Annotated in this window: 24 protein-coding genes and 1 tRNA gene; 10 read left to right on the top strand and 15 right to left on the bottom strand. The window is 46.6% G+C overall.

Annotated elements, in window-relative coordinates; genetic code table 11:
- Positions 1-81 precede the first annotated feature (81 nt).
- From ACMXI2_RS26075 to ACMXI2_RS26055, 5 genes are all read left to right on the top strand, one after another.
- Positions 82-1,023 carry a helix-turn-helix domain-containing protein gene (locus tag ACMXI2_RS26075; RefSeq protein ID WP_483778866.1) on the top strand — a complete coding sequence of 314 codons (942 nt, stop codon included), beginning with the start codon at positions 82-84 and terminating at the stop codon, positions 1,021-1,023.
- 86 nt (positions 1,024-1,109) lie between these two features.
- Entirely contained in the window at positions 1,110-1,850 is a 741-nt protein-coding gene (locus ACMXI2_RS26070) for an SDR family oxidoreductase (RefSeq protein ID WP_483778865.1), read from the top strand.
- Positions 1,851-1,907: 57 nt separating this feature from the next.
- On the top strand, positions 1,908-2,660 hold the full coding sequence (locus tag ACMXI2_RS26065) for an SDR family oxidoreductase (protein ID WP_483778864.1): 753 nt from the start codon (positions 1,908-1,910) through the stop codon (positions 2,658-2,660).
- A gap of 12 nt (positions 2,661-2,672) precedes the next feature.
- Positions 2,673-3,020 carry a hypothetical protein gene (locus tag ACMXI2_RS26060; protein WP_483778863.1) on the top strand — a complete coding sequence of 116 codons (348 nt, stop codon included), beginning with the start codon at positions 2,673-2,675 and terminating at the stop codon, positions 3,018-3,020.
- Positions 3,017-3,412, top strand: coding sequence for a hypothetical protein (locus ACMXI2_RS26055; protein ID WP_483778862.1), 396 nt, complete (start codon positions 3,017-3,019; stop codon positions 3,410-3,412). Before ACMXI2_RS26060 ends, ACMXI2_RS26055 begins: the two co-directional genes overlap by 4 nt.
- Here ACMXI2_RS26055 and ACMXI2_RS26050 read toward each other — a convergent pair.
- From ACMXI2_RS26050 to ACMXI2_RS26035, 4 genes are all read right to left on the bottom strand, one after another.
- Entirely contained in the window at positions 3,409-3,936 is a 528-nt protein-coding gene (locus ACMXI2_RS26050) for a 2'-5' RNA ligase family protein (RefSeq protein ID WP_483778861.1), read from the bottom strand. The genes ACMXI2_RS26055 and ACMXI2_RS26050 overlap by 4 nt on opposite strands.
- Before the next feature lie 132 nt (positions 3,937-4,068).
- The gene (locus ACMXI2_RS26045; protein WP_483778860.1) at positions 4,069-5,631 is read right to left on the bottom strand and encodes an FAD-dependent monooxygenase; all 1,563 of its coding nucleotides are present in this window, start codon (positions 5,629-5,631) and stop codon (positions 4,069-4,071) included.
- A gap of 40 nt (positions 5,632-5,671) precedes the next feature.
- Positions 5,672-6,505, bottom strand: a complete 834-nt coding sequence (locus ACMXI2_RS26040) for an AraC family transcriptional regulator (protein ID WP_483778859.1) — start codon at positions 6,503-6,505, stop codon at positions 5,672-5,674.
- 48 nt (positions 6,506-6,553) lie between these two features.
- On the bottom strand, positions 6,554-6,910 hold the full coding sequence (locus tag ACMXI2_RS26035) for a winged helix-turn-helix transcriptional regulator (protein ID WP_483778858.1): 357 nt from the start codon (positions 6,908-6,910) through the stop codon (positions 6,554-6,556).
- 105 nt (positions 6,911-7,015) lie between these two features.
- On the opposite strand from ACMXI2_RS26035, the gene ACMXI2_RS26030 reads away from it, so the two are divergent.
- Entirely contained in the window at positions 7,016-7,786 is a 771-nt protein-coding gene (locus tag ACMXI2_RS26030; RefSeq protein WP_483778857.1) for an SDR family oxidoreductase, read from the top strand.
- Positions 7,787-7,838: 52 nt separating this feature from the next.
- Here ACMXI2_RS26030 and ACMXI2_RS26025 read toward each other — a convergent pair.
- From ACMXI2_RS26025 to ACMXI2_RS25975, 11 genes are all read right to left on the bottom strand, one after another.
- Positions 7,839-7,910, bottom strand: a tRNA-Arg gene (locus ACMXI2_RS26025).
- Between the two features lie 60 nt (positions 7,911-7,970).
- Entirely contained in the window at positions 7,971-9,785 is a 1,815-nt protein-coding gene (locus ACMXI2_RS26020) for an AMP-dependent synthetase/ligase (protein ID WP_483778856.1), read from the bottom strand.
- Between the two features lie 29 nt (positions 9,786-9,814).
- A complete protein-coding gene (locus tag ACMXI2_RS26015) occupies positions 9,815-10,102 on the bottom strand; it encodes a 2TM domain-containing protein (protein ID WP_079471094.1) in 288 nt (95 codons plus the stop codon).
- Between the two features lie 84 nt (positions 10,103-10,186).
- On the bottom strand, positions 10,187-10,852 hold the full coding sequence (locus ACMXI2_RS26010) for a YceI family protein (protein ID WP_483778855.1): 666 nt from the start codon (positions 10,850-10,852) through the stop codon (positions 10,187-10,189).
- Positions 10,853-10,912: 60 nt separating this feature from the next.
- Positions 10,913-12,568 carry a phenylacetic acid degradation protein PaaN gene (gene paaN, locus ACMXI2_RS26005; protein WP_483778854.1) on the bottom strand — a complete coding sequence of 552 codons (1,656 nt, stop codon included), beginning with the start codon at positions 12,566-12,568 and terminating at the stop codon, positions 10,913-10,915.
- Between the two features lie 94 nt (positions 12,569-12,662).
- The gene (locus tag ACMXI2_RS26000; protein WP_483778853.1) at positions 12,663-13,736 is read right to left on the bottom strand and encodes a tetratricopeptide repeat protein; all 1,074 of its coding nucleotides are present in this window, start codon (positions 13,734-13,736) and stop codon (positions 12,663-12,665) included.
- Between the two features lie 95 nt (positions 13,737-13,831).
- Positions 13,832-14,683 (bottom strand): CPBP family intramembrane glutamic endopeptidase, encoded by an 852-nt coding sequence (locus ACMXI2_RS25995; RefSeq protein WP_483778852.1) that lies wholly within the window; start codon positions 14,681-14,683, stop codon positions 13,832-13,834.
- Positions 14,684-14,758: 75 nt separating this feature from the next.
- Positions 14,759-16,003, bottom strand: a complete 1,245-nt coding sequence (locus tag ACMXI2_RS25990; protein ID WP_483778851.1) for a DUF1015 domain-containing protein — start codon at positions 16,001-16,003, stop codon at positions 14,759-14,761.
- Between the two features lie 121 nt (positions 16,004-16,124).
- The gene (gene serC / locus ACMXI2_RS25985) at positions 16,125-17,234 is read right to left on the bottom strand and encodes a 3-phosphoserine/phosphohydroxythreonine transaminase (protein WP_483778850.1); all 1,110 of its coding nucleotides are present in this window, start codon (positions 17,232-17,234) and stop codon (positions 16,125-16,127) included.
- A 154-nt stretch (positions 17,235-17,388) separates the two neighbouring features.
- Complete coding sequence (locus ACMXI2_RS25980; protein WP_483778849.1) at positions 17,389-18,369, bottom strand: zinc dependent phospholipase C family protein; 981 nt, start codon at positions 18,367-18,369, stop codon at positions 17,389-17,391.
- A 156-nt stretch (positions 18,370-18,525) separates the two neighbouring features.
- Positions 18,526-19,134, bottom strand: coding sequence for a DUF502 domain-containing protein (locus tag ACMXI2_RS25975; protein WP_483778847.1), 609 nt, complete (start codon positions 19,132-19,134; stop codon positions 18,526-18,528).
- A 164-nt stretch (positions 19,135-19,298) separates the two neighbouring features.
- Between ACMXI2_RS25975 and ACMXI2_RS25970 the strand changes: the two genes are divergently transcribed.
- From ACMXI2_RS25970 to ACMXI2_RS25955, 4 genes are read left to right on the top strand one after another with little or no spacing between them, the layout of a single operon-like run.
- A complete protein-coding gene (locus tag ACMXI2_RS25970) occupies positions 19,299-19,910 on the top strand; it encodes a TetR/AcrR family transcriptional regulator (protein WP_483778846.1) in 612 nt (203 codons plus the stop codon).
- Between the two features lie 4 nt (positions 19,911-19,914).
- Positions 19,915-21,273 carry a TolC family protein gene (locus tag ACMXI2_RS25965; RefSeq protein WP_483778845.1) on the top strand — a complete coding sequence of 453 codons (1,359 nt, stop codon included), beginning with the start codon at positions 19,915-19,917 and terminating at the stop codon, positions 21,271-21,273.
- Positions 21,274-21,309: 36 nt separating this feature from the next.
- Positions 21,310-22,434 (top strand): efflux RND transporter periplasmic adaptor subunit, encoded by a 1,125-nt coding sequence (locus ACMXI2_RS25960; protein ID WP_483778844.1) that lies wholly within the window; start codon positions 21,310-21,312, stop codon positions 22,432-22,434.
- 29 nt (positions 22,435-22,463) lie between these two features.
- Positions 22,464-26,024 (top strand): efflux RND transporter permease subunit, encoded by a 3,561-nt coding sequence (locus tag ACMXI2_RS25955; protein WP_483778843.1) that lies wholly within the window; start codon positions 22,464-22,466, stop codon positions 26,022-26,024.
- Positions 26,025-26,214: the final 190 nt, after the last annotated feature.

Raw genomic sequence — 26,214 nt, 5'->3', positions numbered from 1 at the left:
ATATGATGACTAAATAAGGGGAAATTCATATAAATATGAGAAATTTTTTTTAATTCTTAATTTCACATAAACCAACACCGGATGTCAGAAAAGAAAGCACGCCAGGAAGAACGGATCATATTTAACAACCTGCTGGATCAGTATCTCTACCAGGGTTTGCCGGTAGACAGCATCGACGCGAAAACCGCCTTTACCATTCATAACCTGAAGGATATTCATCACGAGTTGCCTTATAGCTCTATTGTATATCGTACTAATTTCTTTTCTTTTGTTTTTGTGAAAGATGCGATAGGCAGGTATACTACCGATGAACAAACTTTTAACACTTCTCCCGGAACTATTTATTTCACTAACCCGGGTCATTTCAAGTCTTTCGAATGGCAGGAGATCCGCGATGTACACCTGGTTACACTCAGTGAGTCTTTTCTTAAAGAAAATGTACACCCGAAGATCTTTGAGGAATTTCCTTTTCTCCTCGCGGAAACCGTTCCGCCCAGAACGTTGCAGCCGGAGGTGTTTGCGGAGTTTGAACAATTGTATCTGCAGATAGAAAAGGAATATTTTTCCACTTCTACCTACAGAACGCGGATGATAGGCAACCTGTTTGTGGTGCTGCTGCTGAAGATCAAAGAATATTTCTGGGAAGATTATAACCCTATCTATGAAGGTAACCGCAGCTCGCAGATCGTAAAACAGTTTAAAAGAACCCTGGAGCAGCACTACCGCAACCTGGTAAGCGGGAAGGCGGATAAGGTATTCAGGGTACAGGATTATGCAGATGCACAACACCTGCATCCCAATTACCTCAGCAATGTGATTAAAAGCAAAACAGGAAAGCCCATAGGTACCTGGATTTCGGAGAAAACTATTACCGAGGCCCGCACGTTGTTACAGCATTCCCCTGCGTCTATCAAACAAATTGCAGGTCAGCTGGGCTTTACAGAGGCTACGCATTTCAGCAATTATTTTAAGAAGCAAACCGGTATTTCCCCCGTTTTATACAGAAAGCAACATACATCTTAGATATTTGTAACTATTAGTGTAATTCTTATACTTTTTTGGGCAGCCATTGGTTCATCTTTGTGTTATCAAAATAAAAACGCAAAAACATGAGTACTTTAAAAGATAAGATCATCCTGGTTACCGGTTCTTCAAGAGGTATTGGCGCCACTATTGCCCGTCAGCTGGCGGCTGCAGGCGCAAAAGTAATTGTTAACTACGCCGGTGGTAAAGATGCCGCGCAACAGGTAGTGGAAGACATTAAACAACAAGGCGGCGACGCCATCGCCCTGCAGGCGGATGTAAGCAAAAGTGATGAGGTAAAAGCCCTGTTCGACGCCGCCATTGCGCATTATGGCCGTATTGATGTACTGGTGAACAACGCCGGCATTATGACCACCAAGCTGATGAAGGATACTACCGATGAAGATTTCACCCGTCAGTTTGATATCAATGTGAGAGGTACTTTCAATACCATGAGGGAAGCCGCTACCCGCCTGGCCGACAAAGGCAGTATCATTAACTTCTCCACTTCCGTAAACCGTATCATACTGCCTGGCTATGGCACCTATGTAGCCACTAAAGCAGCAGTGGAACAACTCACCCGCGTATTCTCCAAAGAAGTAGGCGCCCGGGGTATCAATGTAAACTCCGTTTCTCCCGGCCCTACCAACACCGAGTTATTTACCAATGGTAAATCAGAAGAAGTGATTGCCCGCCTGGCTTCCCTTTCTGCCTTCAACCGCATTGGCGAACCCAATGATATTGCACAGGTAGTAGTATTCCTCGCAGGTGACGACGCTAAATGGATCAATGCACAGAACATTGGTGTAAATGGCGGCATGGCCTGACGATCAGGCATCCTTCTTTCAATAAATCTCTCAAAAAAATTATTAAATACAAATATCATGAACAGCTTAAAAAATAAAGTAGCGCTGATCACAGGATCAGCGAGAGGGTTAGGTAAAGCCATTGCAGAACGCTATGCTGCCTTAGGCGCGGATATAGTAATTAACTATTCAAAAGATAAGTCGTCTGCGGATGAAGTAGTGAGCAACATTACTGCTATGGGCGCCCGCGTAATAGCCGTACAGGCAGACGTAAGCAAAGTAGCCGACCTGGAAAAATTATTTGCGGCGGCAAAAGAGGCATTTGGTAAGATAGATATCGTGGTGGCCAACGCAGGTATTGAAATGGTAGAAGTACCGGTAACAGATTTTACAGAGGAACAGTTTGACCGCGTATTTTCCATCAACACAAAAGGAACTTACTTTACCATGCAGCAGGCAGCAAAACATGTAGAAAATAACGGCCGCATTATTTATATTGCGTCCAGCACCACTTCTTTCCCGGTACCCGGCATGGCTGTTTATGGTGGCAGCAAAACCACTCCAAGATACCTAGTAGATATTTTGTCAAAAGAAATAGGACATAAAGGAATTACCGTAAATTCGATTATCCCTTTTGCAGTAGATCACTCTGGTATTTTTGTGGACCCTGCAGCTTATCCTGAACTGAGAAAACAATTACTGGACAGCTGCCCGATGGGAAGACTTGCAGAAGTGGAAGATGTAGCTAACCTGGCGGAGTTTTTCGCCAGCGATTTATCTTCTTTCGTTTCCGGTCAGCACCTGCTGGTGAACGGAGGCGCCACCAACTAAAAATCTACAACTATGATAATTAAAGTACTCAATGCCGTTCTGATAATTTTTACTGTATTCATGGGCCTGAAACAGGGACTTGCTATGATTGGCCAGAAGCCGGAAATGATTACGATGTTCAGCCGGTGGCACTTTAGTAAAACAGCTATCATCATCAATGGAGTGGTAACTGTGTTGAGTGCTTTAATGATCCTGTTTCCCAAAACATTTTTGTTGGGGAACTTCCTGATGGCGGCATCTATCCTGATGATCATCTGTTTTTCTTTGTATGGCCGTGATCTGAAAGGAGCTGCTATCGAAGTACCTTTCTTTCTCCTGAATCTTATCATCATTTATTTGCAACATCCGCTCGCAAAATGAAAACATTGTTATTGGCTATTATCGGCTTCCTGCCGGCAGCACTCTTTGCACAGCAAAATAATCGTACCATGAATACAGATAAACTCACTCACGCCACCGTGAAACAGGCAATCAACGCCCTGCAAACAAACGACAGCAAAGCATGGTTTGCTTTATTTACTGATAAGGCAGAACTGTTTGATGATGGAAATAAAATGGATTTTAAATCTTTCTGGCAGAAGGCCATCGGTCATGAACGCTTTACCAGTATCGATAAAGTCGAGAACAACGGACTGGATGTATATGGCCGGTTTCACAGCGATCAATGGGGCGATTTCAAAACCTGCTTTAAGTTTCATATCGATAAAGACGGTAAGATTAACCGGTTGGATATCGGGCAGGCAAGCTATTAAACGGATAATAATACTTCAAAGAGTTTATCATACTGTTTAGCGCCAGGTATTTTCTTTAGAATAGTAATTTGGGTGCATAGGAAGGAATCATAATAATTGAATGCGGAGAGATCAATTTTGCGGAGCTTATTGTGTGGTACTTCTTTCACAATGGTCATGTGCGGTGTTATCCTGGGTGTTTTCCGTTTAAGCGCTTTGAACAGTAATTTATGAAGCTCAATTATTGGTTGGGGGTTACTGATCTGTAATACCAGTGAATCGGAAGTATATCCGTGCTGGAAAATGTCGCAGCCATTCAACTGAACTTCAAAAGACGGCAAAGCAGATACTGCATTTTTAACCAGGTGAATGATCCAGGTGTTATCTTCTTCCGATGTTAATTTTAACAGGGAGATATGTGCTTTCAGATATTGTTCGTGTTTTGCCTCCGGGATGAAATCATAAACCTTGTTTTCCATCAGATAGCGGGCGCAGCAGTATTGATAGTGCATGGATAGTGCATGGATAGTGCATTGGTAGTGCATGAGGAGTGCATGAGGAGTGCATGAGGACAGTATGGCGACTGTATAGATAGTGCATAGATGGTCCATGACATACGCAGGTCCTAAGTACCGGAGAAGTATCCGGGAAGTAATAGCCATATTATTCAGCTTTTTTTAATGTATGCCTTCTGAATTACAAACAAACCAGCGACCGGCGGTCTTTTGGAGTTCACTGTAATCCGGTTCGTTGTCGGAGGCCCAGGCGATAAACCCATCGGGGCGTATCAGTACAGCGCTCAGGCCCAATTGTTCCTTTGCCCGGCCAGAAACGTACCTGATTTGGTCGCCGTAATCGCCCGCCAAAGCTCTAAGTGAAGGATTCATAGAGAAGTCAAGCAATATCCCCTTGCCATCGCGCATTAGCTCCCCAGTATTTGTACCGTCTTCCATCTCAAAGTTGGGAATGCTGTGGCCTGTGAGAGGGTGTTGCCCATCCAGATTGTAATGTGTGGAAATGCCCCATATCCTTTCTGCGATATAGGTAGCGCCATCGCGCGTATTGATGAGATCGCGGACAATTGCATGCAGCGCACGCGCGCCGGGGTTTGGTTTCATGATGGCAACCTGGGCGCGCGACCAATCCAGCACCTGGGCGCCAATTGGGCGCCGTTCGATATAATAACTGTCCAATAAGCCTTGTGGCGCGTTGTTTTGGATGGTTGCAGCCAGCTTCCAGCCGAGGTTCATGGCATCGCCCAGTCCCAGGTTGAGCCCCTGGCCTCCCAACGGTGAGTGAATGTGCGCGGCATCGCCGGCTAAAAGCACCCGTCCGTTGCGGTAAGTGGTGGCCTGCCGTGCCCGGTCAGTCCAGGTGGTTGCGATATGAAGGGTGCTGATGGTAACGTTGGTGTTTGAGATGCGGCGTAGCACCTCCTGCACATGTTCCAGCGTGATTGGCTTCTTTGAATGATGAAATGCCCCGCCATCAAAATCCTGTATTAATAAGTAACCCGGCTGGGATTGCATGTACATGCCTGTTGGTGTTATGTTTCGGCCCGGGCTGAGCTTTTCCGGGTCGGCAATGTCAACCTGCGCGGAGTAGCCGGTAAATTCCGGCTCCGTACCGGCGAATTCAAAACCGCCGGCCTTGCGAACAACACTACGACTGCCATCGCAGCCTACGAGCCATTTACTTTGAAAAGATTGGTCACCTGCCAGCACCGCTACTCCGTCGGCGGTTTGATGAAAGCCGGTAATGGCAAACCCGCGCTGGATGGTTACCCCCAGGGATGCTGCGCGACGGGCCAGCACCGTTTCAAGCTCCGCTATTTCAGAAATTAAATTGGTATCAGTCGAACCAGGCAGGCGATACTTCCACTGTGAGACATCAATATTGCCGTCAAGAAATGGAATGCCGGCGAAGTGTCCACCCTGCCGGCGAGGCCCTTGTGCAGCGTTTGAGTGAGGATTTTTAAGGCGTTTATGTATCACCAGTTCATTGAGCAGCCCCCGGCGGTAAAATGCTTCAATAGTAGGTGCCGAAAGTCCCCGTATCCCGAAAGGAAGTTGCTTCAACGGCGAGTTCAGATCTTCTTCTTTTTCCAGTATCAAAACTGAACATTTGGCCAAGGCCAGTTCACAGGCGAGGAAAAGACCTACCGGGCCGGCCCCGGAAATGATTACGTCGTAAATAGTATGATTTTGTGCAGATTTATTGCTTTCAGATGTTGCTTTCATTTAGTATGATTGAAACGCAAAATTCTGAAATGCTTTTGCACTAGGCTTGTACAAACGCGACAAAATCGTTGCTTACAGCCTGCTTCCCTTTCTTTGCTTTTCGCGCGAATGCCGCTGGGGTGGTGCCGCTATAGCGTTTGAATTCCCTGCTTAGGTGGGATTGGTCTGTATAGCCCAGCTCATGCGCCAGGCCGGCGATGCTGGAATCCGGATAGTGCCATAAGCGGTTTCGTACCTGCTCAAAGCGCATCAGGCCAGACACGTCTTTAACAGTATAGCCGGAAGATTGCTTAAAATTTCTTTCCAGTGTACGAACCGTTGCATGCGCCGCAGCCGCTACCTGGCTTACCGGCATAGTGCCGTTTGCTGCCGTCATAGCAGCTCCCGCTTTAAATAGCATGCTGTCAGTAGCAACCTGCGACCGTGCTTGCAGGAAGTACTGTTTTAACCGGGTCAGCGCTTCATCTATTTTACCGGCTTCCATACACTTATTCAACGAGGATTGAAGTTGGGCAATAGGATGATCAAATGTGCGCATGCCGCCTTTCCCGGACGGTAGTCCGAGCAAATCAAACACCGTCCAGGGAAAACACCTGATAGCAATAATTTCTAAATGGTTTTTCGTGAAAAAATGAACAGGCTGATTGAGTAGCCCCATCATAAACGGTGATGGCAATGGCTCCAGGCCGTTCTTGTAAGAACTGCTAAAGAGGCTTCCGAAATAAAAAATAATTTCGGTATAGCCATCGGGTACTACCTCAAAATCTGATGGTAGTTCTCCGAAGTCTATTTTGTTGTGCCAAAAGCACTTAATGGTATCCCGTAACTCTTCAGGAGGTTCAAATTCCTGGTGCTGCATTTTGGAAGATAGCATATGTGTGGGGACTTAAATAACGTAGTGGTGGCGACGAGAGGGCTATTACTATTTCCCGACAATTTTCTTCCGGTGTACAATTCCCCAATCTGTAAGATTGGTGATTATCGTTTGTAGAGTATCGCCGTGTTCTGTAAGCTCATATTGAACCGTTATAGGTTGTGTATCTAAAATGGTTCGTTTTATCAATTGGTTTATTTCTAATTCCTTTAATTCTTTACTCAACATTCTGTTGGAAATCCCGGCAACATCATTCAAAATGTCTGAAAACCGCCTTTGGCCGTAACAGCAAATAGACGTGATAATAGCAATCTTCCATTTCCCATTAAGCACGTCCATTGAATCCTGAACGGCTTTCATTCTTTTCTTTTGTTCCTGTTGAAACTCTTCTATTTTACACCCCATAATGTTACTTTGTTACACCTGTGTTACTGTTACTTTTCAGTACAAAGTTACTAAAAATAACTTTGGTGGTTTAGCTTTGTCGCTCATCATTTAAAAATAGAAATAATGAGTAGACTGAAAAGCAAGGTTGCCGTGATTACAGGCGGCAATAGCGGTATAGGGTTTGGTATTGCTGAAGCATTTAAAAACGAAGGCGCCGTTGGTGCAATCGCCGGAAGGAATGAAACTACATTGAACAGCGCTGTTGAAACCCTGGGTGGTAATTTTATAGGTGTAAAAGGAGACGTAACTAATCTTGATGACCTGGAGAACCTGTACAGGACTACGGTTGATAAGTTTGGGAAGATAGACGCATTGGTAGTGAATGCAGGTGGCATTGTGGACGGGATTCCCTTGATGACCATAACAGATGTAACGGAAGAAGGTTACGACCGCTATATGGAGCTGAATTTAAAAAGCGCCTATTTCACCGTAAAAAAATCGCTTCCTTATTTAAATGACGGCGCTTCCATTATACTGATCGCGTCGAACGCCGCACACAGGGCTGCACCCGGAGCAACGATATATGCCGCTGCAAAAGCGGCCGTTATTTCATTGGCCAGAGGCTTATCGCTCGATTTATTGTCAAGGAGAATAAGGGTGAATACCATTTCGCCTGGCTCAATTGATACGCCGGTTTTTGGAAAGATGGTACCGCAGGAGTTAGTGAACCAGGTGAAGCAAGTCTGGATAGATCTTACGCCACTTGGCCGGCAGGGGACTCCGGCTGAGATCGGGAAAACGGCTGTATTTTTAGCCTCAGACGATTCAACATTCATTGTAGGCGCCGACATCTTAGCGGATGGCGGTATGGCTAATGCCTTCTCAGTGAAATAAATTTATCCGCAAATAAAAACAGGAAAAGCGATCAATCACTTTTCCTGTTTTGTAGCCTCAACAGGGATCGAACCTGTATCTAAAGTTTAGGAAACTTCTATTCTATCCATTGAACTATGAGGCCAGCACTTTTCAACCCCAATTCTGGGATCGGGTGGCAAAAGTAAGGGTTTTAAATTAATATTTAAAGACTTTCTATATCTACTTTTCCACCGGCAGGGGCGTAGATACTGTCGATTTCTTTCTTGAATTTCTCCAGGATTACCTTCCGTTTCGCTTTGAGGGTAGGGGTGAGTTCACCGCCGTCTACTGTCCATTCGTGTGGGAGGAGGATGTATTTTTTCACCTGTTCAATGTGGCTGAAAAACTGGTTGTATTTGTCTACGGCCTGTTTGTAGAGGTCCTGTACATCCGGGTTTTTCACCAATTCTTCATTGGAAGTGGCGGTAATGCCGCGTTTCTGCGCCCAGCTGCGGAGATTACTGAAGGAGGGAACAATCAGCGCAGCTGTGAACTTGCGGTCTTCACCTACGATCATGATCTGTTCAATGTAAGGCGACTCTTTAAACTTGTTTTCGATGGGTTGTGGCGCCACGAATTTGCCGCCGGAGGTTTTAAAGAGTTCCTTTTTCCGGTCGGTTATTTTCAGGAATTTGTTATCGATCATCACGCCGATATCTCCGGTATGGAACCAGCCATCTTTGATGGCATCGGCAGTGAGATCGGGGCGTTTGTAGTAACCAATGGTTACATTGGGGCCTTTACAGAGGATTTCGCCATCTTCCGCAAGTTTTACTTCTACGCCGTTGATAACGGGTCCTACGGTGCCAAACATGCGGTCTTCCGCGTTGTAGCGGTTTACGCTGATTACCGGGGATGTTTCTGTAAGCCCATAGCCTTCCAGGATGGGAATGCCGCCGGCGGTGAATATTTTCAGTAAGCGTACCTGGCAGGCGGCGGCGCCATTTACAATGCACTGGATGTTACCACCCAGGGCTGCACGCCATTTGCTGAATACCAGCTTATTGGCCAGTTTGAGCTGGAGGTTATACCAGGCGCCCTGGTCTTTATTGATTTCATACCGTTTGCCGATGTCTACTGCCCAGAAGAACAGGGCTCTTTTAATGCCTTGGAGCTCAAGGCCGGTAGTCATGATCTTTTCGTACACTTTTTCCAGCAGGCGGGGAACGGTGGTAAAGATGGTAGGCTTCACCTCTTTCAGGTTGTCGCCAATGGTTTCCATGCTCTCCGCGTAATAAACCGGTACGCCGGCGCGGAGATACAGGTAGGTAACCATTCTTTCAAAGATATGGTTCAGCGGCAGAAAGCTAAGGGCTTTTGCCTCTTTGTTAACGGGGAGGTAAGGCTGGCAGGCCAGTACGTTGCTCATAATATTGTGATGACTGAGCATTACGCCTTTTGGTGTGCCGGTGGTACCGGAAGTATAAATGATGGTGACCAGTTCTTCCGGGGAAATATTCTTTTTTATTTCTTCGATCTGTTCAAAGTCGGCGGTGTCGGCAAGCGCTGGGATTTCTGTCCAGTGGCGGGCGCCTTCTACTTTATTGAAGGTGAATATTTCACGGATGGAGGGGAATTTATCCCTCATGGCAGTTACCTTATCCAGCAGGTCTTTGTCGCTCACAAAAAGGATGCGCGCTTCCGCGTCATTCAATACGTAGGCGAGTTCTGTTTCGCTGATGGTGGGGTAAATGGGTGTGAGCGTGGCGCCCAGCTGCTGACATGCCAGGTCGGTGATGATCCATTCCGGTCTGTTGGGTGAAATGATGGCTATTTTATCTTTCTCCTCATTCTGTTTAATTCCCGGTCTGATGCCCAGTTTGAGCAGGCCGGAGCTGAATCTGAGGGTAAGGTCCGCTACTTCTTTTGTACTATACTTTTTCCATTGCCCGTTTTCTTTTCCGGCCAACATATCCTCTTTGGGGAAGTTGGCTAACTGGTAAGAAATCACATCAAATAGTCGTTGCGGTTGGTCCATGCTGCTGTAATTTTGTTTTGGCTCAAATATCAGATACGCGTGTGTTCCTGTTCTTTTAGCTTTTCATATTCCCCTAACGCATCACCGAAAGGATCTTTGTGGTACGCATTGAAATATTGGAAAGCCAGTGCGATGCCCCATCCCAGCGCAGGCCACACGGGCCAGGGAGTGCCGCTTGTTTTATCACTGTCTGTTAGAAACCATACCGCCCATAGTCCCAGGTTAATCACGAGATAGATGATCAGGTGGGACTTAAATCCTGCCCTGGCTTTTGCAATGCGCCAAAGTCGGTTATCTCTTTCTTGATTTGTTTCCATGGAAGTCAGTTTTAGGTACTAGTGATTGTACTAAATTTAAAATATTTTATTGGCTTCACGCAGAAAAAAACGAAAAAAGAGGGCCTAACGGCTGGCCTTTATATCGAAAGAGATATTTACCTGTGAATTGATGAGTTTGTCCTGTAATGATTTATCTGCGCGGTAGCTGATGCCCCATTCGGTGCGGTCGATGTTAAAGTTGGCTATTGCGCCTATGTTGTTGTCTTTGAACGTAACCCTGGCAGGGAAGGAGATGTTTTTGGTAACGGATTTAAGGGTCAGGTTTCCTTTGATAATATGCGTTGCATTTCTGAGGGTGAGTTCATCGCCATCAGTGGGATGAAAGGCAGTTACTTCGGTTATTTCAAAAGTAGCGGCAGGATATTTTTTTACATCAAAAAACATTTCTCCCTTCAGTTCATTTTCCAGTTTGCGTTTCATGGCGGAATCGCCTGCCAGGTCAATATCCTGGAGGGATTTCATATCGATGATGAACTGGCCTCCGGTAATGAGACTGTCTTTTACGTACAATGAGCCACCGGCCAGTTTCAGGCTGCCATGATGTTTCCCGGTAGGCTTTGTACCAACCCATTGTACCACACTTACGGCGGTATCAGGAAGATAAGCATTGCCGGTGCCGGCTTGTACGGTTTGTGCATCGGTGATCCGGGCCTTATCTGCTTTAGGCGCCTGCTCGCATGCCATGATGCCACAGGTAACAACGAATATTATACATAAGATTTTCTTCATAAATACTTGTATGCTTTAAAACAAGCGCCCGGTTAAAAGGGCGCTTGTCAGGAAATTTCTCTATTCCGCCAGTTCCCGGTTGCCAACCCACACAAACCTTTTCACAATAAATTCCTGGTTGGTAAAACTGGCATTGCCTGCCGGATTACCACCCGTAACATGGAAATCGGAAAACGCAGCGTGCTGGTTCACCCAAATAAATCCGGTAAGATTAAAAGATACCGGCGTGAAAACGCTGTTCATTTCTTCTGCTATTTTTTCTTTGGCAGATGGATCTGTGGTATAAGCCCCGCAGGTAATGGCGCCGTATTTCGATGCCATTTGTCTGGCCAGTTGTATACTGTGTGCGGTGTCCCTGGTTTTGATGATCAGGATCACCGGTCCGAAAAGTTCTTTCTCGTAGATGGCAGTATCGGCGCTGGTTACCTCTAAAATGGTGGGAGCGTATACCCTGGCATTGGAGAATTCTTCATTCACCACCGGGGCGCCTTCCAGGATTACTTTTCCCCCGAGGTGGCGTGCTTCCTGTGCGCGGGTAAGGGTGCTGTCGTTTTGTATGGCGCCCAATGTGCCTGCGCCCATCTTCGGATGATTTACCAGGCCTACTACCGCTTCTTTGAATTGCTGCACCACTTCATTGAAAGGTACCTGGCCATTGGCGGTTTTGATGCCTTGTTCGGGGATGAAAAAGTTTTGCGGCGCAGTACACATCTGCCCGGAATATAAGCTAACAGAAAAGGCAAGGTTCTGGATCACGGCATTGAGGTCGGTTACGCTGTCGAGGATCACTGAGTTAACGCCGGCTTTTTCTGTAAACACTGTTTTGCCCGGAAGTGATTCCACATAATTGCCGAAGGCGCTGCTGCCGGTATAATCGATCAGTTTCACGTCGGGATGTCCGCAAAGCTCTTTTGCAATGAGGTGATCGGAGCTGTCTGCCGCAAGTTGGCAAAGGTTCGGATCATAGCCGTTGTCCTGGAGTGATTGCTGGATGGCGCTCACGGCAATGGCAATAGGCAGCACTGCTTTGGGATGCGGTTTCACAATCACGGGGTTGCCGGTGATCAGGTCGGCATAAACGCCGGGAAGCGTGTTCCACACCGGGAAGGTAGAGCAGCCAATCACTACACCCGGTCCTTTAGGTATTGGTTTAAAAGTTTTGTAGAGTTTGATACTGGTTTTACCCATTGGTTTTTCCCAGGTTAAGGTGGGTGGGTATCGCTGCAGTTCGTGATAGCCGGTAGCTACTGCTTCGAGTGCGCGGTCGTTTGCATGCGGACCGGAAGCCTGGAAGCTCATCATAAAGCTCTGGCCGGTAGTATGCATGGTGGCGTTGGCAATATCAAAAAAGTAGTCCCTGATCCTTTCAAGCGTTTCGGTGAGAACACCGGCTCTTTCTGCTACCGGTACTTTTGCCCAGCTTTTGCCGGCTTCAGTGGCCTTTTTCAGCAGGTCGCCTATGGGGAAAACGGGATAGGTAACGCCCAGTACCTCGCGGGTGTAGGGGGATACTTCTTCTCCGCTCCAGCCGGTTTCGCCGGTTTGCAGTAATTGTTTGAAAGGTTTCCCCAGCAATTGCTGATAGCTCTGTACGCCTTTGGCATGGGCTTCTTCACCGTAAGCTTTGGGATGCTCCGGGTATTGCGAATAGAAGGTTCGTTCGTGGTTCGCCTTTACAGCATTGTCGATAATGTTTTGGTGTTTGTTAACGAGCATATTCAGATTTTGAGATTTACAATTTACGGATTTAGTCATTCAGTTGCTACAGCAACTAATCGACTAAACCGGTAAATCAAAAAATATCTAAATACTAATACCCGGAATTGATCAGCGTAAACCTTCCATCGTTGTAATATTCATCGGGCTTCGGCTTTAATGGATTGCTGCGCTGAAATTTCAGGAAAGCATCATAGTCGGTTTTATGTAATCCTACCCAGGCTTTGTAGCTGGCCTGGTTGGCAGACGGGCCAAACAGCCATTGGTTATACGATTCAAACATTCCTTCCCGTAGCAGGCTGCGCTGATAGTCGAAAAGGGCGTACGGATATTTCATACCGTAAAAGTTATACCAGTCCAGTAAAAAGCGGGTACGCACCATTATCAATACATCAGGATCTATTCCTCCTGTTACTACACTGATTTGTTTGCCCATACAGGCTTTGTATGCTTCTACAAATGCGTTGCTGCCTTTTTTGCCCTTCTTATCCTCTGGTATGGCGCTTTCAAACAGCGAAGGGTCGTTGAATAATTTCTTATAAGATTCCAATACAATATTCCTGATTTCAGCCGTACGGGTGGTGAAACTTTCCATATTCATGAAGGTTTCGCCGTAGAGTATGCACCACAACGGATTATTGCTGAAGTCGTATGTTTTGGTGGCATTGTAATAGTTGCCGGGAAACCCGGGATCCTGCTCAATGCCTTTGATCCAGCTCCGGAGGGCGCCGTCATACATTTTGAAGTTCAGCAATAGTGTGCCGTTATCGTTGTACAACTCGCCGCTATTGGGAAACTTTTTGATGGCTCGTTCAAACATACGTTGTGCCGTTTTCCACTCTTCCCTTCCCACATAAATATTTCCTGCAATCTGATATACCTGTACGTCTGCTTCTTTGCTGCCAAGTAGCGGCTCAATGATGCTTTTGGCTTTTACAAGGTCTCCTTTCAGGTAATAAGTAAAACCAAGCTGTTTCTTTAATTCAAAATTATCCGGTTCCAGCTGTAATGCCTGGTTAAGTACCAGTATGGCATTGGAATAATCTCCTCCGCGAATAAAGCCTGTGGCTGTATTATACAGCTCTTTGGCATCCTGTGCAACTGCAACCTGTGAAAATAAAACTCCCGCAACAAAAAGTGCTTTCAATAAAGAAGACCGTATGTTCATCCCTGTCTGTCGTTTGCTGTAAAAGTAAGGAAAATGGGGTAATGTCCCACAGATCAATCTATGAGAAGGGAGATAGAAAGGATATGGTTATTATATTATTTTATTACTTTATTTGTTGACGGAAAACTTGTTTGCAGTACAATAACGCAGAGGATGGCAGTAATACCGCCCGCGCCCACCCAAACAGGCGAACGTAGTGCCTGTTGTACATATGTATTAAATTGATCCTGCAGGGTAAATACCAGCAGGGCGGGTATGAGACCGCATAACACCTGCATATAAAAGGTATTACCGAGGTTGCCTGTTTTCATATATATCCACGACAGCATCAGGGAAAAGGAGGTGGTATATAGAAAAGTGTAGGGAGACAGGCTGAAGGCAAAGCTGATAGCGGCCACATTTAAGAGGGCCTTCACAGGGGAATAGTTTTTAAGGAAACTATCCAGGATAACTCCTCTCATCAGGCTTTCCTGAATAAACGGATCAATGAGGAAATAAATAAAGCAATAGAATAGCGGTTTTTCCCGGATCAGTAAAAAAACGGAGTCCCATTCCTGCAATGTGCTCAGATGAATCCATTCCTGGACGCCAAATGCAAATATATAGAGGGAAAACATCAGGAAGGGGCCTGTCAGCAATACGGCAGCAGAAGGCATGCTGAAGAGGAGCTTATAATCAGGTTCCACTTTCTTTTTCCTGTTGTAGCTGTAAATCAGCATAACCAGTAGCAGGCTGCAATAGATGGGTATTGTTATCAGGCTGCTTAATACTTTGTCGTTTATAATGCCTGGGTAGGCCCGGGTGGCAGCAATATAAAAAGCGATGAACACTACCATGCTATAAACGGGTATCAGCCATGCGTGCCCGAGTGTGGGATAAAATTGTTTCTTTTCTGCGAGTAAGGGATCATCATCAAAGATAGAGTGGGTGTTGTCAGTTGTTTTCATGGGTTGGGTATAAAGGAAGAAAGGAAAGAAAAAGCTTCTCCGGCGGACGAATCACCGGGGAAGCGTATGGTATATTTAAATAATATGCGTAATCAGTCCATCGCGTAGCTTAGGCTCAAACCAGGTACTCTTCGGTGGCATTACATTTCCGCTGTCGGCAATATCAAACAATTGCTGAATGGTTACCGGGAAAAGGGCGAATGCTACTTTCATTTCGCCGCTGTCTACGCGTTTCACCAGTTCGCCAAGTCCGCGGATACCGCCTACAAAGTCGATGCGTTTATCGGTGCGCTGGTCTTTGATGCCCAGCAGTTTGTCCAGTATATTATTGGAAAGGATGGTTACATCCAGGATGCCGATGGGATCGGTGGTGTAGGTTCCTTCTTTTGCCACGAGGCGGTACCACCTGCCGTCGAGGTACATGCTGAATTCATGCAGCATGGAGGGTTGTTGCGGCAGGTGCCCGATTTCTTCCACGGTGAAATCGTAGTCCAGGCGGGAGAGGAGTGCTTCCTTACTCAGGCCGTTAAGGTCTTTCACCACGCGGTTATAATCCAGGATGGCCAGCTGGCTGGCCGGGAAAATGGTGGTGAGGAAATAGTTAACGGGGTTATCCACTGAGGTGATCTTCCCTTCTTTTTCAAATGCGGCCTGTACGAGGCTGGCGGAGGCGGCGCGGTGATGGCCGTCGGCGATATAGGTGCAGGGCACTTTTTCGGCGAACAGGGTAGTGATGTCCTGGATGGCGGCGGGGGTATTGATCACCCATATGGTGTGGCGGATGCCATCTTCGGCGGCGAAATCATACACTGGTTTGTTGTGTTCCTGCCAGTGGTCTACCAGGGCGTTTACTTCCGGTACATCATTGTAGGCGAGGAATACGTTGCCGGTTTGCGCTTTGGTGGTTTTAATATGGTTAATGCGGTCCAGTTCTTTATCCGGTCGGGTAAATTCGTGTTTTTTGATGATGCCGTTGTTATAGTCTGATATGGCAGAAACGCATACCAGCCCTGTTTGAGCGCGGCCGTTCATCACCAGTTTGTAGATATAATAGGCCGCTTGTGATTCCAGGAAAAGGGTTCCTTCCTGTACCATGCGGTGCAGGTTTTCCGCTGCTTTATCATATACGGCCTGACTGTGGGCGTCTGTTCCTTCGGGCAGATCTATTTCAGATTTTGAAACATGATAATATGAGTAGGGGTTACCGGATGCCGCTGCTTTGGCTTCTTCCGAGCTGAGTACGTCGTACGGCCTTGCAGCTACTTTTGCCGCCAGATCTTCTGTAGGCCTTAATCCGTTAAAGGGTCTGATAATAGCCATGATGTAGATATGTGTGAGAGGTAAATGTAATAATAAAAAAATTACGGATTACCGCTAACGAATTACGGAGTTGCAGTTAGGGGATCTATCTGCAACTCCGTAATACTATAAGGATATTTTCTTATGCCTTTTTCAGGGAGAAGTATTTCATGGCTTCTACCATTACTTCAACGCTTTCATATGGCAATGCGTTATACATAGATACGCGGAATCCGCCGGAGAGACGGTGTCCTTTGATACCAACAATATCTTCTTTCTTGCAGAATTTCAGGAATTCTTCTTCCATTTCCGGTTTATCCATGATAAAGCAGGCATTCATTTTACTACGGTCTTCTTTCACTACAGTACCGCGGAACAGCGGGTTGTGATCGATTTCATCGTAGAGGAGCGCTGCTTTTTTATCATTGATTTTTTCAATGGCCGGGATACCGCCTTGTTCTTTGAGCCAGCGGAGGGTAAGCATGGAAATGTACACAGCGAATACGGGAGGGGTGTTCAGCATAGAACCATTTTCTATGTGGTTCCTGTAGTCCAGTATAGTTGGTATTTTGCGCGTTACCTTGCCCAGTATGCTTTTGCGTACAGCTACCATCGTAGCGCCTGCGGCGCCCATGTTTTTCTGTACACCGGCATAGATCAGCGAGTACTTGTTAAAGTCCATGCTGCGGCTCATGATGTCACTGCTCATATCTGCTACCAGGGGTACGTCGGTAACAGGTGTCATTTGCCACTGTGTACCATAAATGGTATTGTTGGTGGTAATGTGCAGATAACTTGCCTTTGGGGGGATGGTGAACTGTTTGGGAATGTGATTGTAGTTGCTTTCTTTGGAGCTCGCCACAACGTCGGCGAAGCCAAACAATTTTGCTTCTTTGATGGCCTTGTTGGACCATACTCCGGTATCCACATATGCGGCAGATTCGCTGCTTTCCAGCAGGTTCATTGGCACCTGCATAAACTGCGTGGTGGCTCCGCCATGTAAAAAGAGTACTTCAAAGTCGTCATCAAGCTGCATCAGTTCCCTCACCAGGTTGCGCGCCTCGTCCATCACCGCTACAAACGGTTGCGTTCTGTGGCCAATTTCCAGTATAGACATCCCTGACCCTTCAAAGTCAATCAGAGCTTTACTGGCCTTGTACAATACCTCGTTGGGTAATACAGAAGGACCTGCGTTAAAATTATGCACCTTCATGTTGCGATTCAGATTAAATTCATTTTTTGATCTTTCCACTTTGTTTTGGTTTTTCTAAGGAAACGGAAAAAAAACGGCACGGGTGTTTTAAAACCAGTAAGGCGCGTGGTGTAGGACAGGCTAAAAGATGGTATGGGCAAAGATAAAATTTCTTTTCTAATTATTAAGGATTAGCATAAATATTTTAACCGGCTCACTCCTCCCTCACCGGCAGCTTACCCTCCAGCCACTGACGCTGCAACTGTTCCATCTCCTGTAACTCGTCCGGGGTAAGGGTGGTGTGGGAGAGTTCCTGCAAAGAGGGCTGTCCTGCATTTACCCAGGCGGTATACCAGGCTGCTGCCACCGCTGCTATCGCATTTTTCATCCTCCGTTCAACCATGTCGCCCATCGAAAGTGCGTATGTTTTCGTATAGTCTTCTGCGTAAGTACGGATTAATACGTCATTCCGGTTTTCATATCCGTAACGCCTGCCTGGCGGAAACTGTTCACTAAGCCGCTTTTCATAGGCCAGTACTGTATCTGCGGCCATTCCGCTCACCCTGATAATGTCCCAGATATATTTACGTGGTTCGGATATATACACGGCTTTTCCGGCCCAGTAATCGAACGTTTTATCTGCCAGTAATTCCGGGATGCGGGATTCCCACAGGCCATGAATGCCCTGCTGGCCGGTAAACTGGCCGTTATGATTGGAACAAACATGAAGGGGAACATGCGCATCGGCTATGTAATGCCCCAGTTCAGCCGAGAGCCGGAGGATGCGTTGCTGGTCCTTTTCCCGGAATGCGGCGGTGAGCATGGCCAGCATCTTTTCAAGATGCCAGGGCAGGATACCGTTGCGGTTCAGGGAGTCGGCAGAGTATTTAGCCACTGCATCGGCCCAGTTGCGGGGAATCCGGGCGTAGGGCGGCTTGTCGAACAGGTCGATATCTATGTAATGCCGGGCGCCTTCTGCAGCTACCGCGTAGCGGCGCTTGTCCGGATCTGTGGCATGCGCCGTGATGTACTCCAGTTGCGGCTTGTAGAGGATCATCATTTCCGGCGGCAGGCAAAATACGGCCAGCCGGTTGATCCGCTGGTGCGCAAAAAATCCCCATGCACAAACATCTGTACAGGAAAATATGATTACAGTAAATAATACGGGAATCCGTAGCCAGGTGTGGGTTAACATGTCACTATATTTTTGGGAAGACGAATATAGCGAAAAAAAGTATGCTGATATTTTATCTCCAGGGATAATAAAATATCAGCATTGTTATACAAAGGGATTATTTAAGCACGCTTCAACTACGAGGTATCTACGCTTCATCTACGACGCATCCCCGGATCAGATATGCGTAACGCCACCGCTTACGGCAAACTTCATCGCTTCGCCGGCAGAAACGTTGGTGAGTGGTTTAACCCGCTCTTTCGGCACCATAAACACCTTACCGGTAATGGCATAGGCATGCGGCACATATACCGCCATATATCCCTCGAGACCCAGGTTGCTGACATCGGTCTGCGTAATGAACCCCATCTCCCAAACATCCACTCCGTATATCTGCACCAGCACCGGATGATCAAATTTTTTCTTCTCCCCTACAAACGCATCAAAAACATCTTTGATAGATGTATAGATGTATTTGATAAAAGGTGTACGCTCCAGCAGGTGGTCGAACAGGTCAAAGATCCGACCGATAATAAAGGAGGAGCTGAGATACCCCACCGCGATAACCAGCAGCAGTACCAGTGCAAATCCTACTCCTTTGTACTTCAGAAAACCGAAGGAGGCGCCTTCCGGAATCAGCTCTTTCGGAATAATATTATCAATAGTCATAAAGGCCCAGTAGAGGGTAAGCGCGGTAATACCAATGGGCGCCAGAATGAGCAGTCCCTGAAAGAAGTAACGCAGCAATCTTGATGCAAATACTTTTAATCTAAGCTTTGGCGACATGGTTCGTGATTAGGGCTGCAAATTAGACAATAAAGCTTAAAGCAGGAAGTAAGGGCGGTTAATTGAATGTTGCCACATTTAAAAAAATAGTACTGGAAACTTTGGAAGTTTGGAAAGTTTCCATAGTTTTGTCCTGCATAACAACAGGGTTAATGCTGTAAAATATGGAAGTACAGGAACGTATTATGGACACGGCTTTTGGCCTTTTTCGTCAGTTTGGTACCCGCTCCATTACGATGGATGACATCGCTGAGAGAATGGGGATCTCTAAGAAAACGCTTTACGCCCACTTCACCGACAAGGACGATATGGTTTGCCAAACCATCGGCCGGTTCATAAATATTGTTACCGAAGACTGTATTGAAGACCGGAAAAAATCGAAAGATGCCATTGATGAGTTATTCCTGGTGATGGACATGCTGGACCGTCGCCTGCGCAATATGAACCCTGTCATTATCCTGGACCTGCAGAAATTTCACTCCAAAGCCTACCAGCTGTTCCTCGACTACCGGAACAATACCCTGGCCACCACGATCCGTGAAAATATGGAAAGAGGCATCAGTGAAAAAGTATACCGGCCCGACATCGACATTAAAATACTGACCCAATACAGGATATACGCGTGTATGATCTGTTTTCAACCCGAAGTGTTCCCTGGCGCCAATGATATGAACAAAGTGCAGAAAGTGTTGCTGGAGAATTTTTTATATGGGGTGGCTTCCGTAAAAGGATACCGGCTTATTGAAGAATATAAACAACTATCGCAAAATAAATAACACTATGCTATCAATCAAAAGGCTCACCAGTATGGCTTTTGGGGTGTGGCTGTTGTCGCTGGCCACCATTGCCGGCGCCCAGCAGCAGGTTTCGCCTGAACCCATCCGTTTGTCTGCCAAAGAAGCGGTAGACTACGCACTGGCTAATCAGAGCACCGTTAAAACCGCTAAACTGGACGAACTCATCCAGCTGGCCAAGAACAAGGAGGTTAGCGGGTTGGCACTGCCCAGCATCGCTGGTACCGGCTCTTACCAGTACAACCCTATTCTTCAGAAACAGATGTTTAGCACTGCGAACTTTGGCGGGCCCAAAGATTCCTTTAGCGTAGTTTCCTTCCAGCTGACGCATAATATGGTTGGTGAAGTGAGACTTACACAGGTACTCTTCGATCCCAGCGTACTCGTGGCTTTACAGGCACGTAAAACACTGGAAGAACTCGTATCACAGGGCGTAACAAAAGCGGAAATAGATGTAAAATCTACCGTGTACAAAGCCTATTACAATGTACTGTCGGCCAACAAGGCACAGACCATCCTCTCCGAAAACATCAGTTCCCTGGAAAAGATCCTCAGTGAAACCAAAGAGATCTATAAGAACGGCCTCGCGGAAAAACTGGATGTTGACCGCCTGGTGGTGCAATACACCAACCTGCAAACAGAACAAACCAAACTCCGTAACCTGATTGAACTTGGTACCGCTTCGCTGAAATACCAGATGGGCATGCCACTGAAACAGGCTATAACGTTAACGGATACACTTTCTACAGAAAGGATTGCAGCAGATGTACTGGATATGGATAAATTCGACTACTCACAGCGGATTGAATACCAGTTGCTGCAAACGCAGAAGAAAGCAAATGAATATGATCTGAAAAGATATAAGCTGAAAGGGTTACCCTCCCTGCAGCTGTTCGGTTCTACCGGCGCACTCAGAGGTAGCGAAAAGTTGGATTACTTCCAGAACCAGATGTGGTACGGCTATGTAAACACAGGGCTGAACCTCTCTGTTCCCATTTTCAGCGGGATGCAGCGCAAACGCCAGGTAGACCAGGCATGGCTGGCAGTAAAGAAAAGTGAAGTGGCCATTGAAAACGCAAAGCTGGGCATCGACCTGGAAAGAGAGCAATCGTTCTCCACTTTCCGCAACAACGTACTCACGCTCGAAGCACAGGAGAAAAACATGGAACTGGCACAGGACGTATATAACACGACCCAGATCAAATACAGGGAGGGCGTAGGCTCCAGCCTGGAAATGACCACCGCTGAAAATGATCTGCTCACTGCACAGAATAATTATTTTACTGCATTGTTTAACGCTATTGTAGCCAAAGTAGATTTGCTGAAATCGTACGGCAAACTATAAGCTTCATTATTTCAATCACTATTCACTACTAACTATATGATCAAAAAATATTCTTTCCTGATCCCTTTTATTACCCTGGTGCTCGCAGCCTGCGGTGGTGGCGGAAATAAAGCTGAACAGCTGGAGAAGCTGAAACAGGAGAAAGTAAAATATAACGAAGATATCGACAAAAAAATAGCAGCGCTGGAAAAAGAAGTGGGTGTGAAAGATACTTCGGCGCAGAAAATGAAAGATGTAACCGTAACTGCTATCACGGATACCATATTTGAACATTACATAGATGTGCAGGGAAGTGTGGACGCACGTGAAAACGTAAACGTTTCGGCCCGCGTACCGGGAGTAATTACCAACATTTTTGTAAGAGAAGGACAGGCAGTAAAACAGGGACAAACACTGGCCCAGGTAGACGACCAGGTGCTGAGAGCCAATATGGCTGAACTCCGCACCCAGATGGATCTGGCTAACACCCTGTTTGAAAAACAGAAAAACCTGTGGTCACAGAAAATAGGTTCTGAAGTACAATATCTCAACGCCAAAAACCAGAAGGAAAGCCTGGAAAGGAAGATGGCTACCCTGCAGGATCAGCAGTCGCAAACCCGCATCATTGCACCTATCAGCGGTACCGTAGATGCGGTAATCGCCAAAGTAGGCGATAATGCAGCACCGGGCGCACCTGCCTTCCGCGTGGTAAACGCCAACAACCTGAAGGTAACTGCCAACGTAGCAGAAGCCTACGCCGGTTTGCTGAAAACAGGCGATGCTGTGATCTTATCTTTCCCGGATATTAACCGCGAAATACGCGGTACTATCGGGTTTGCTTCCAGGACCATTGATCCGCTGAGCCGCACCATCAAAATTGAAGTGCCGCTGAAACCGGATGCCGGTCTGCGTCCTAACATGATTGCCCGCATCAGGATCGTGGACTACACCGCTAAAAATGCTGTAGTGATCCCGGTAAGCGTGATCCAGTACACCTCCGGAAAACCCTATGTAATGGTAGCACAGAATGTCAACGGTAAAATGGTGGCAAAACGCAAAACAATAGATATGGGCCGCACATACAACGATAAGGCTGAAATAAAGAGTGGTTTGACAACAGGTGATAAAATTATCACTACCGGTTTTCAGGGGTTGAACGATAACGACCTGATTAAATTATAAAGCTGATTCAAACAGCTAAAACCAAGTGTATGCAAGACAATCTCCATAAAGAATTTAAGCCTACCAGCTGGTCTATTGATAATAAAGTGAGCGTATACGTAGCCACCATTATCATTGCATTGGCAGGTATACTTTCCTATATTAACCTGCCAAAGGAACAGTTCCCGGAAGTAGTGTTCCCGCAGTTCTATATCAATACCATCAACGCCGGTACTTCCCCGGAAGATATGGAAACAACGGTAACTAAACCGATAGAAAAACAATTAAACGGCATCTCCGGTGTAAAGAAGATCAAGAGTACTTCCATGCAGGATTTCTCTGCGATCACCATTGAGTTCAATGCCAATGAAGATATTGAAGCTGCGCGTCAGCAGGTGCGTGAAAAAGTAGACGACGCGAAGAAAGATCTGCCACAGGACCTTACCCAGGAACCGCAGATTGTGAAGATAGATGTGTCGCAGATTCCTATCATGAACGTAAACCTCTCCGGCGACTTCGATCTGCAAACACTGAAAAAGTATGCAGATGACATGAAAGACCGGATTGAAGCGCTGAATGAAATTACCCGTGTAGACCTGGTAGGGGAGCTGGAACGCGAAATCCAGATCAATGTGGACAAATACAAAATGGACGCGGCCCGGATCAGCTTCGAAGATATCATCGGCGCCATCCAGGGAGAAAACATCACCATCTCCGGAGGTCTTGTTGCGATGGATGGCCAGAAACGTACCCTGAGTGTAAAAGGAGAGTATAAAGATCCGGGAAGAATAGGAAACATCATTGTACGTGGCCAGTCCGGCGCAACGGTATACCTGAAAGATATTGCCAACGTGGTAGATGGTTTCCTGGAACAGGAAAGTTATGCACGGCTCGGCGGTAAGAATGTAATCACCCTCAACGTTATTAAACAGAGTGGTAAAAACCTGATCGATGCATCCGACAAGATCCAGGCGATTACAAAAGATATGAAGGAAAACTACTTCCCTAAAAACCTGGAAGTAACGATCACGGCAGATCAGTCGAAATCTACCCGTGTAACCCTGCATGACCTGATCAATACCATCATTATCGGCTTCCTGCTGGTAACGGTGATCCTCATGTTTTTCATGGGAGCGGTGAACGCGATCTTCGTGGCATTATCCGTACCTATTTCCATGTTTATCGCATTTTTACTGATGCCGATGTATGGGTTTACGTTAAACATGATGGTGTTGTTCTCCTTCCTGCTGGCTTTGGGTATTGTGGTGGATGATGCGATTGTGGTGATAGAAAACGTACACCGTATTTATAACCAGCGAAAGGACCTGGGCATTGTGAAGGCAGCTAAGATAGCTGCGGGGGAAGTATTCCTGCCGGTATTTTCCGGTACCCTTACGGTGTTGGCGCCGTTTGTGCCGTTGCTGTTCTGGCCTGGTGTGATCGGTAAGTTCATGTTCTATCTGCCGGTTACGCTGATCACTACACTGGGTGCATCCCTGGTGGTGGCCTATATCATTAACCCGGTGTTCGCGGTGGATTTCATGGACAGACATGAAGGTGAAAATCATCCCAAGCCTAAGTTTGATAAGAAATTTACTATCCTCTCCGCCGTGTTTGCCTTCCTGGCCCTGGTGGGTTATGCCAATGGAAGCGTAGGTGTGGGCAACTTTGTAGTATTCCTTTACCTGGTGATTGTACTGGAACGTTTCTGGTTAGGTGGCGTAGCACGCCGCTTCCAGCATGGGTTCTGGCCCAAAGTGCAGGACAGTTACAAACGCATATTACAGTGGTGTTTGCTGGGATGGCGCCCGGTATGGATTGTGGTGGCTACGTTTGGCTTGCTGATCTTCAGTATTGTTTTAACCAGTATACGAAATCCGAAAGTGGTGTTCTTCCCGCAGGCAGATCCCAACTTCATCTATACTTATATAGAATTACCCAATGGTACCGATCAGAAGTATACCGATTCTATCACCAACCTGGTAGAAAAGCGTATCACTAAGGTAGTGGGCGAAAAGAACCCGATAGTGGAATCTATTATATCCAATGTGGCCAAAGGAGCCGGCGATCCTTCCCAGATGGATCTCAGCGTGCAGCCGCAGAAGGGTAAAGTAACGGTAGCCTTTGTAGAATTTGGTGCGAGGGATGGGCAGTCGACCGTACAATATCTTGATAAAATCCGCAACGCGGTAAAAGGTATTCCGGGAACCAATATCACGGTAGAGCAGGAGCAGGGTGGCCCGCCAACCGGGAAGCCTATCAATATTGAAATCAGCGGCGATAACTTTGATGAGCTTACCAGTTCTTCGTTCAGACTTAAACGTTATCTCGATTCCCTGCAGATTGCGGGTGTGGAGGAACTGAAGAGTGATTTTGAAGATAATAAGCCGGAAATCGTGGTGAATATTGACCGCGAGCGGGCGAATGCAGAAGGTATTTCCACCCGTCAGATTGGTGGCGCCCTCCGTACAGCGCTGTTTGGATTTGAAGCATCCAAGATCCGTGATGCGAAGGATGAGTATAAGATTATGGTAAGATTAAATGAGGATCAGCGGAATAATATCAATAACCTGATGAACCTTAACCTGGTATACCGCGACATGAATATGAACGGGGCTATCCGCCAGGTGCCTTTGTCGGCGGTAGCGGATATTCATTATTCCAATACTTATGCGGGTATTAAGCGTATCGACCAGAAACGCGTAATTACCCTGTATTCCAACATCTTAACCGGTGCGAATGCGAATGAAGTGGTGCAGCATATTGAAGCATCCCTGAAGGACTTTACCCACCCGAATTCTGTGACTATTAAGATGACCGGTGAGCAGGAAGACCAGCAGGAAACCATGAACTTCCTGATGATGGCGATGCTGGGTGCATTTGGGCTGATCCTGATGATTATGGTGACCCAGTTTAACTCCATTGGCCGTCCGATGATCATCTTTATGGAGATCCTGTTTAGTATCATAGGTGTGTTCCTGGGCTTCTCCATCTTTAAAATGGATATTTCTATCGTAATGACGGGTGTGGGTATTATGGCCCTGGCGGGTATTGTGGTTCGTAATGGTATTGTACTGGTAGAGTTCACCGATCTGTTGATCCAGCAGAAGATGCCGGTATATGAAGCGGTGGTGGAAGCGGGCCGTACCCGTATGACGCCGGTAATATTAACGGCAATTGCGGCTATTTTGGGTCTTATCCCGCTGGCAGTGGGCTTTAACATCGACTTTGCCGCGTTGTTCAGTGAGTTTAAACCGCATATATTCTTTGGTGGGGATAACGTGGCGTTCTGGGGTCCGCTGGCCTGGACAATGGTGTACGGGTTGATTTTTGCGACCTTCCTGACCCTGGTGTTAGTGCCGGTGATGTACGCGATGAACAAGCGTTCCATTGACGTGCTGGATAGGTTTAACATGCCACGGTGGCTGAAGTACGTGCCTTTCCTGGTGCTGATCATCAAAGCGGTGTTCATGAAACGGGACGAGGTGAGGAAAATGCACGATCCGAAGTACATGTCGCCAAAACCATATGATTTTTTCCCGGAGCCGGAGGTTACTGAAGAAGAGCCGGTGTTGGGGAAGAAGAAAGTGGATGGTATCTCCGTTAATTAAGCTTTTTTTCAATACAGTGTAACAGTTGTAGGTTAACAGTCTCCGTCCCGATTCTTCGGGACGGATTTTTTTTGTATATTACGGCCGGAATGACTTTTTTTCTTCCATTAACAAATTTTAACATTTGGAATGAGTGGCATATGGAAAGCCTTTATTACTTTTGACCCCTCAGACAGTTGTTGACACGTTA

This window comes from Chitinophaga sp. G7 BAM 1005 (assembly GCF_057126945.1).
This window is presented reverse-complemented; position numbering and strand designations above follow the sequence as displayed.

Bases quoted from the DNA above. Each gene is read 5' to 3' on its own strand.
- ACMXI2_RS25975 (WP_483778847.1), bottom strand. From the start codon at position 19,134: ATGTCGCCAAAGCTTAGATTAAAAGTATTTGCATCAAGATTGCTGCGT.
- ACMXI2_RS26050 (WP_483778861.1), bottom strand. From the start codon at position 3,936: ATGCACTACCAATGCACTATCCATGCACTATCCATGCACTATCAATAC.
- ACMXI2_RS25995 (WP_483778852.1), bottom strand. From the start codon at position 14,683: ATGAAAACAACTGACAACACCCACTCTATCTTTGATGATGATCCCTTA.
- ACMXI2_RS26055 (WP_483778862.1), top strand. From the start codon at position 3,017: ATGAAAACATTGTTATTGGCTATTATCGGCTTCCTGCCGGCAGCACTC.
- ACMXI2_RS26065 (WP_483778864.1), top strand. From the start codon at position 1,908: ATGAACAGCTTAAAAAATAAAGTAGCGCTGATCACAGGATCAGCGAGA.
- ACMXI2_RS26075 (WP_483778866.1), top strand. From the start codon at position 82: ATGTCAGAAAAGAAAGCACGCCAGGAAGAACGGATCATATTTAACAAC.
- ACMXI2_RS26070 (WP_483778865.1), top strand. From the start codon at position 1,110: ATGAGTACTTTAAAAGATAAGATCATCCTGGTTACCGGTTCTTCAAGA.
- ACMXI2_RS26040 (WP_483778859.1), bottom strand. From the start codon at position 6,505: ATGCTATCTTCCAAAATGCAGCACCAGGAATTTGAACCTCCTGAAGAG.
- paaN (WP_483778854.1), bottom strand. From the start codon at position 12,568: ATGCTCGTTAACAAACACCAAAACATTATCGACAATGCTGTAAAGGCG.
- ACMXI2_RS26000 (WP_483778853.1), bottom strand. From the start codon at position 13,736: ATGAACATACGGTCTTCTTTATTGAAAGCACTTTTTGTTGCGGGAGTT.
- ACMXI2_RS26060 (WP_483778863.1), top strand. From the start codon at position 2,673: ATGATAATTAAAGTACTCAATGCCGTTCTGATAATTTTTACTGTATTC.
- ACMXI2_RS26035 (WP_483778858.1), bottom strand. From the start codon at position 6,910: ATGGGGTGTAAAATAGAAGAGTTTCAACAGGAACAAAAGAAAAGAATG.
- ACMXI2_RS25955 (WP_483778843.1), top strand. From the start codon at position 22,464: ATGCAAGACAATCTCCATAAAGAATTTAAGCCTACCAGCTGGTCTATT.
- ACMXI2_RS25980 (WP_483778849.1), bottom strand. From the start codon at position 18,369: ATGTTAACCCACACCTGGCTACGGATTCCCGTATTATTTACTGTAATC.
- ACMXI2_RS26015 (WP_079471094.1), bottom strand. From the start codon at position 10,102: ATGGAAACAAATCAAGAAAGAGATAACCGACTTTGGCGCATTGCAAAA.
- ACMXI2_RS26020 (WP_483778856.1), bottom strand. From the start codon at position 9,785: ATGGACCAACCGCAACGACTATTTGATGTGATTTCTTACCAGTTAGCC.
- ACMXI2_RS26010 (WP_483778855.1), bottom strand. From the start codon at position 10,852: ATGAAGAAAATCTTATGTATAATATTCGTTGTTACCTGTGGCATCATG.
- ACMXI2_RS25970 (WP_483778846.1), top strand. From the start codon at position 19,299: ATGGAAGTACAGGAACGTATTATGGACACGGCTTTTGGCCTTTTTCGT.
- ACMXI2_RS25990 (WP_483778851.1), bottom strand. From the start codon at position 16,003: ATGGCTATTATCAGACCCTTTAACGGATTAAGGCCTACAGAAGATCTG.
- ACMXI2_RS25965 (WP_483778845.1), top strand. From the start codon at position 19,915: ATGCTATCAATCAAAAGGCTCACCAGTATGGCTTTTGGGGTGTGGCTG.
- ACMXI2_RS25960 (WP_483778844.1), top strand. From the start codon at position 21,310: ATGATCAAAAAATATTCTTTCCTGATCCCTTTTATTACCCTGGTGCTC.
- ACMXI2_RS26045 (WP_483778860.1), bottom strand. From the start codon at position 5,631: ATGAAAGCAACATCTGAAAGCAATAAATCTGCACAAAATCATACTATT.
- ACMXI2_RS26030 (WP_483778857.1), top strand. From the start codon at position 7,016: ATGAGTAGACTGAAAAGCAAGGTTGCCGTGATTACAGGCGGCAATAGC.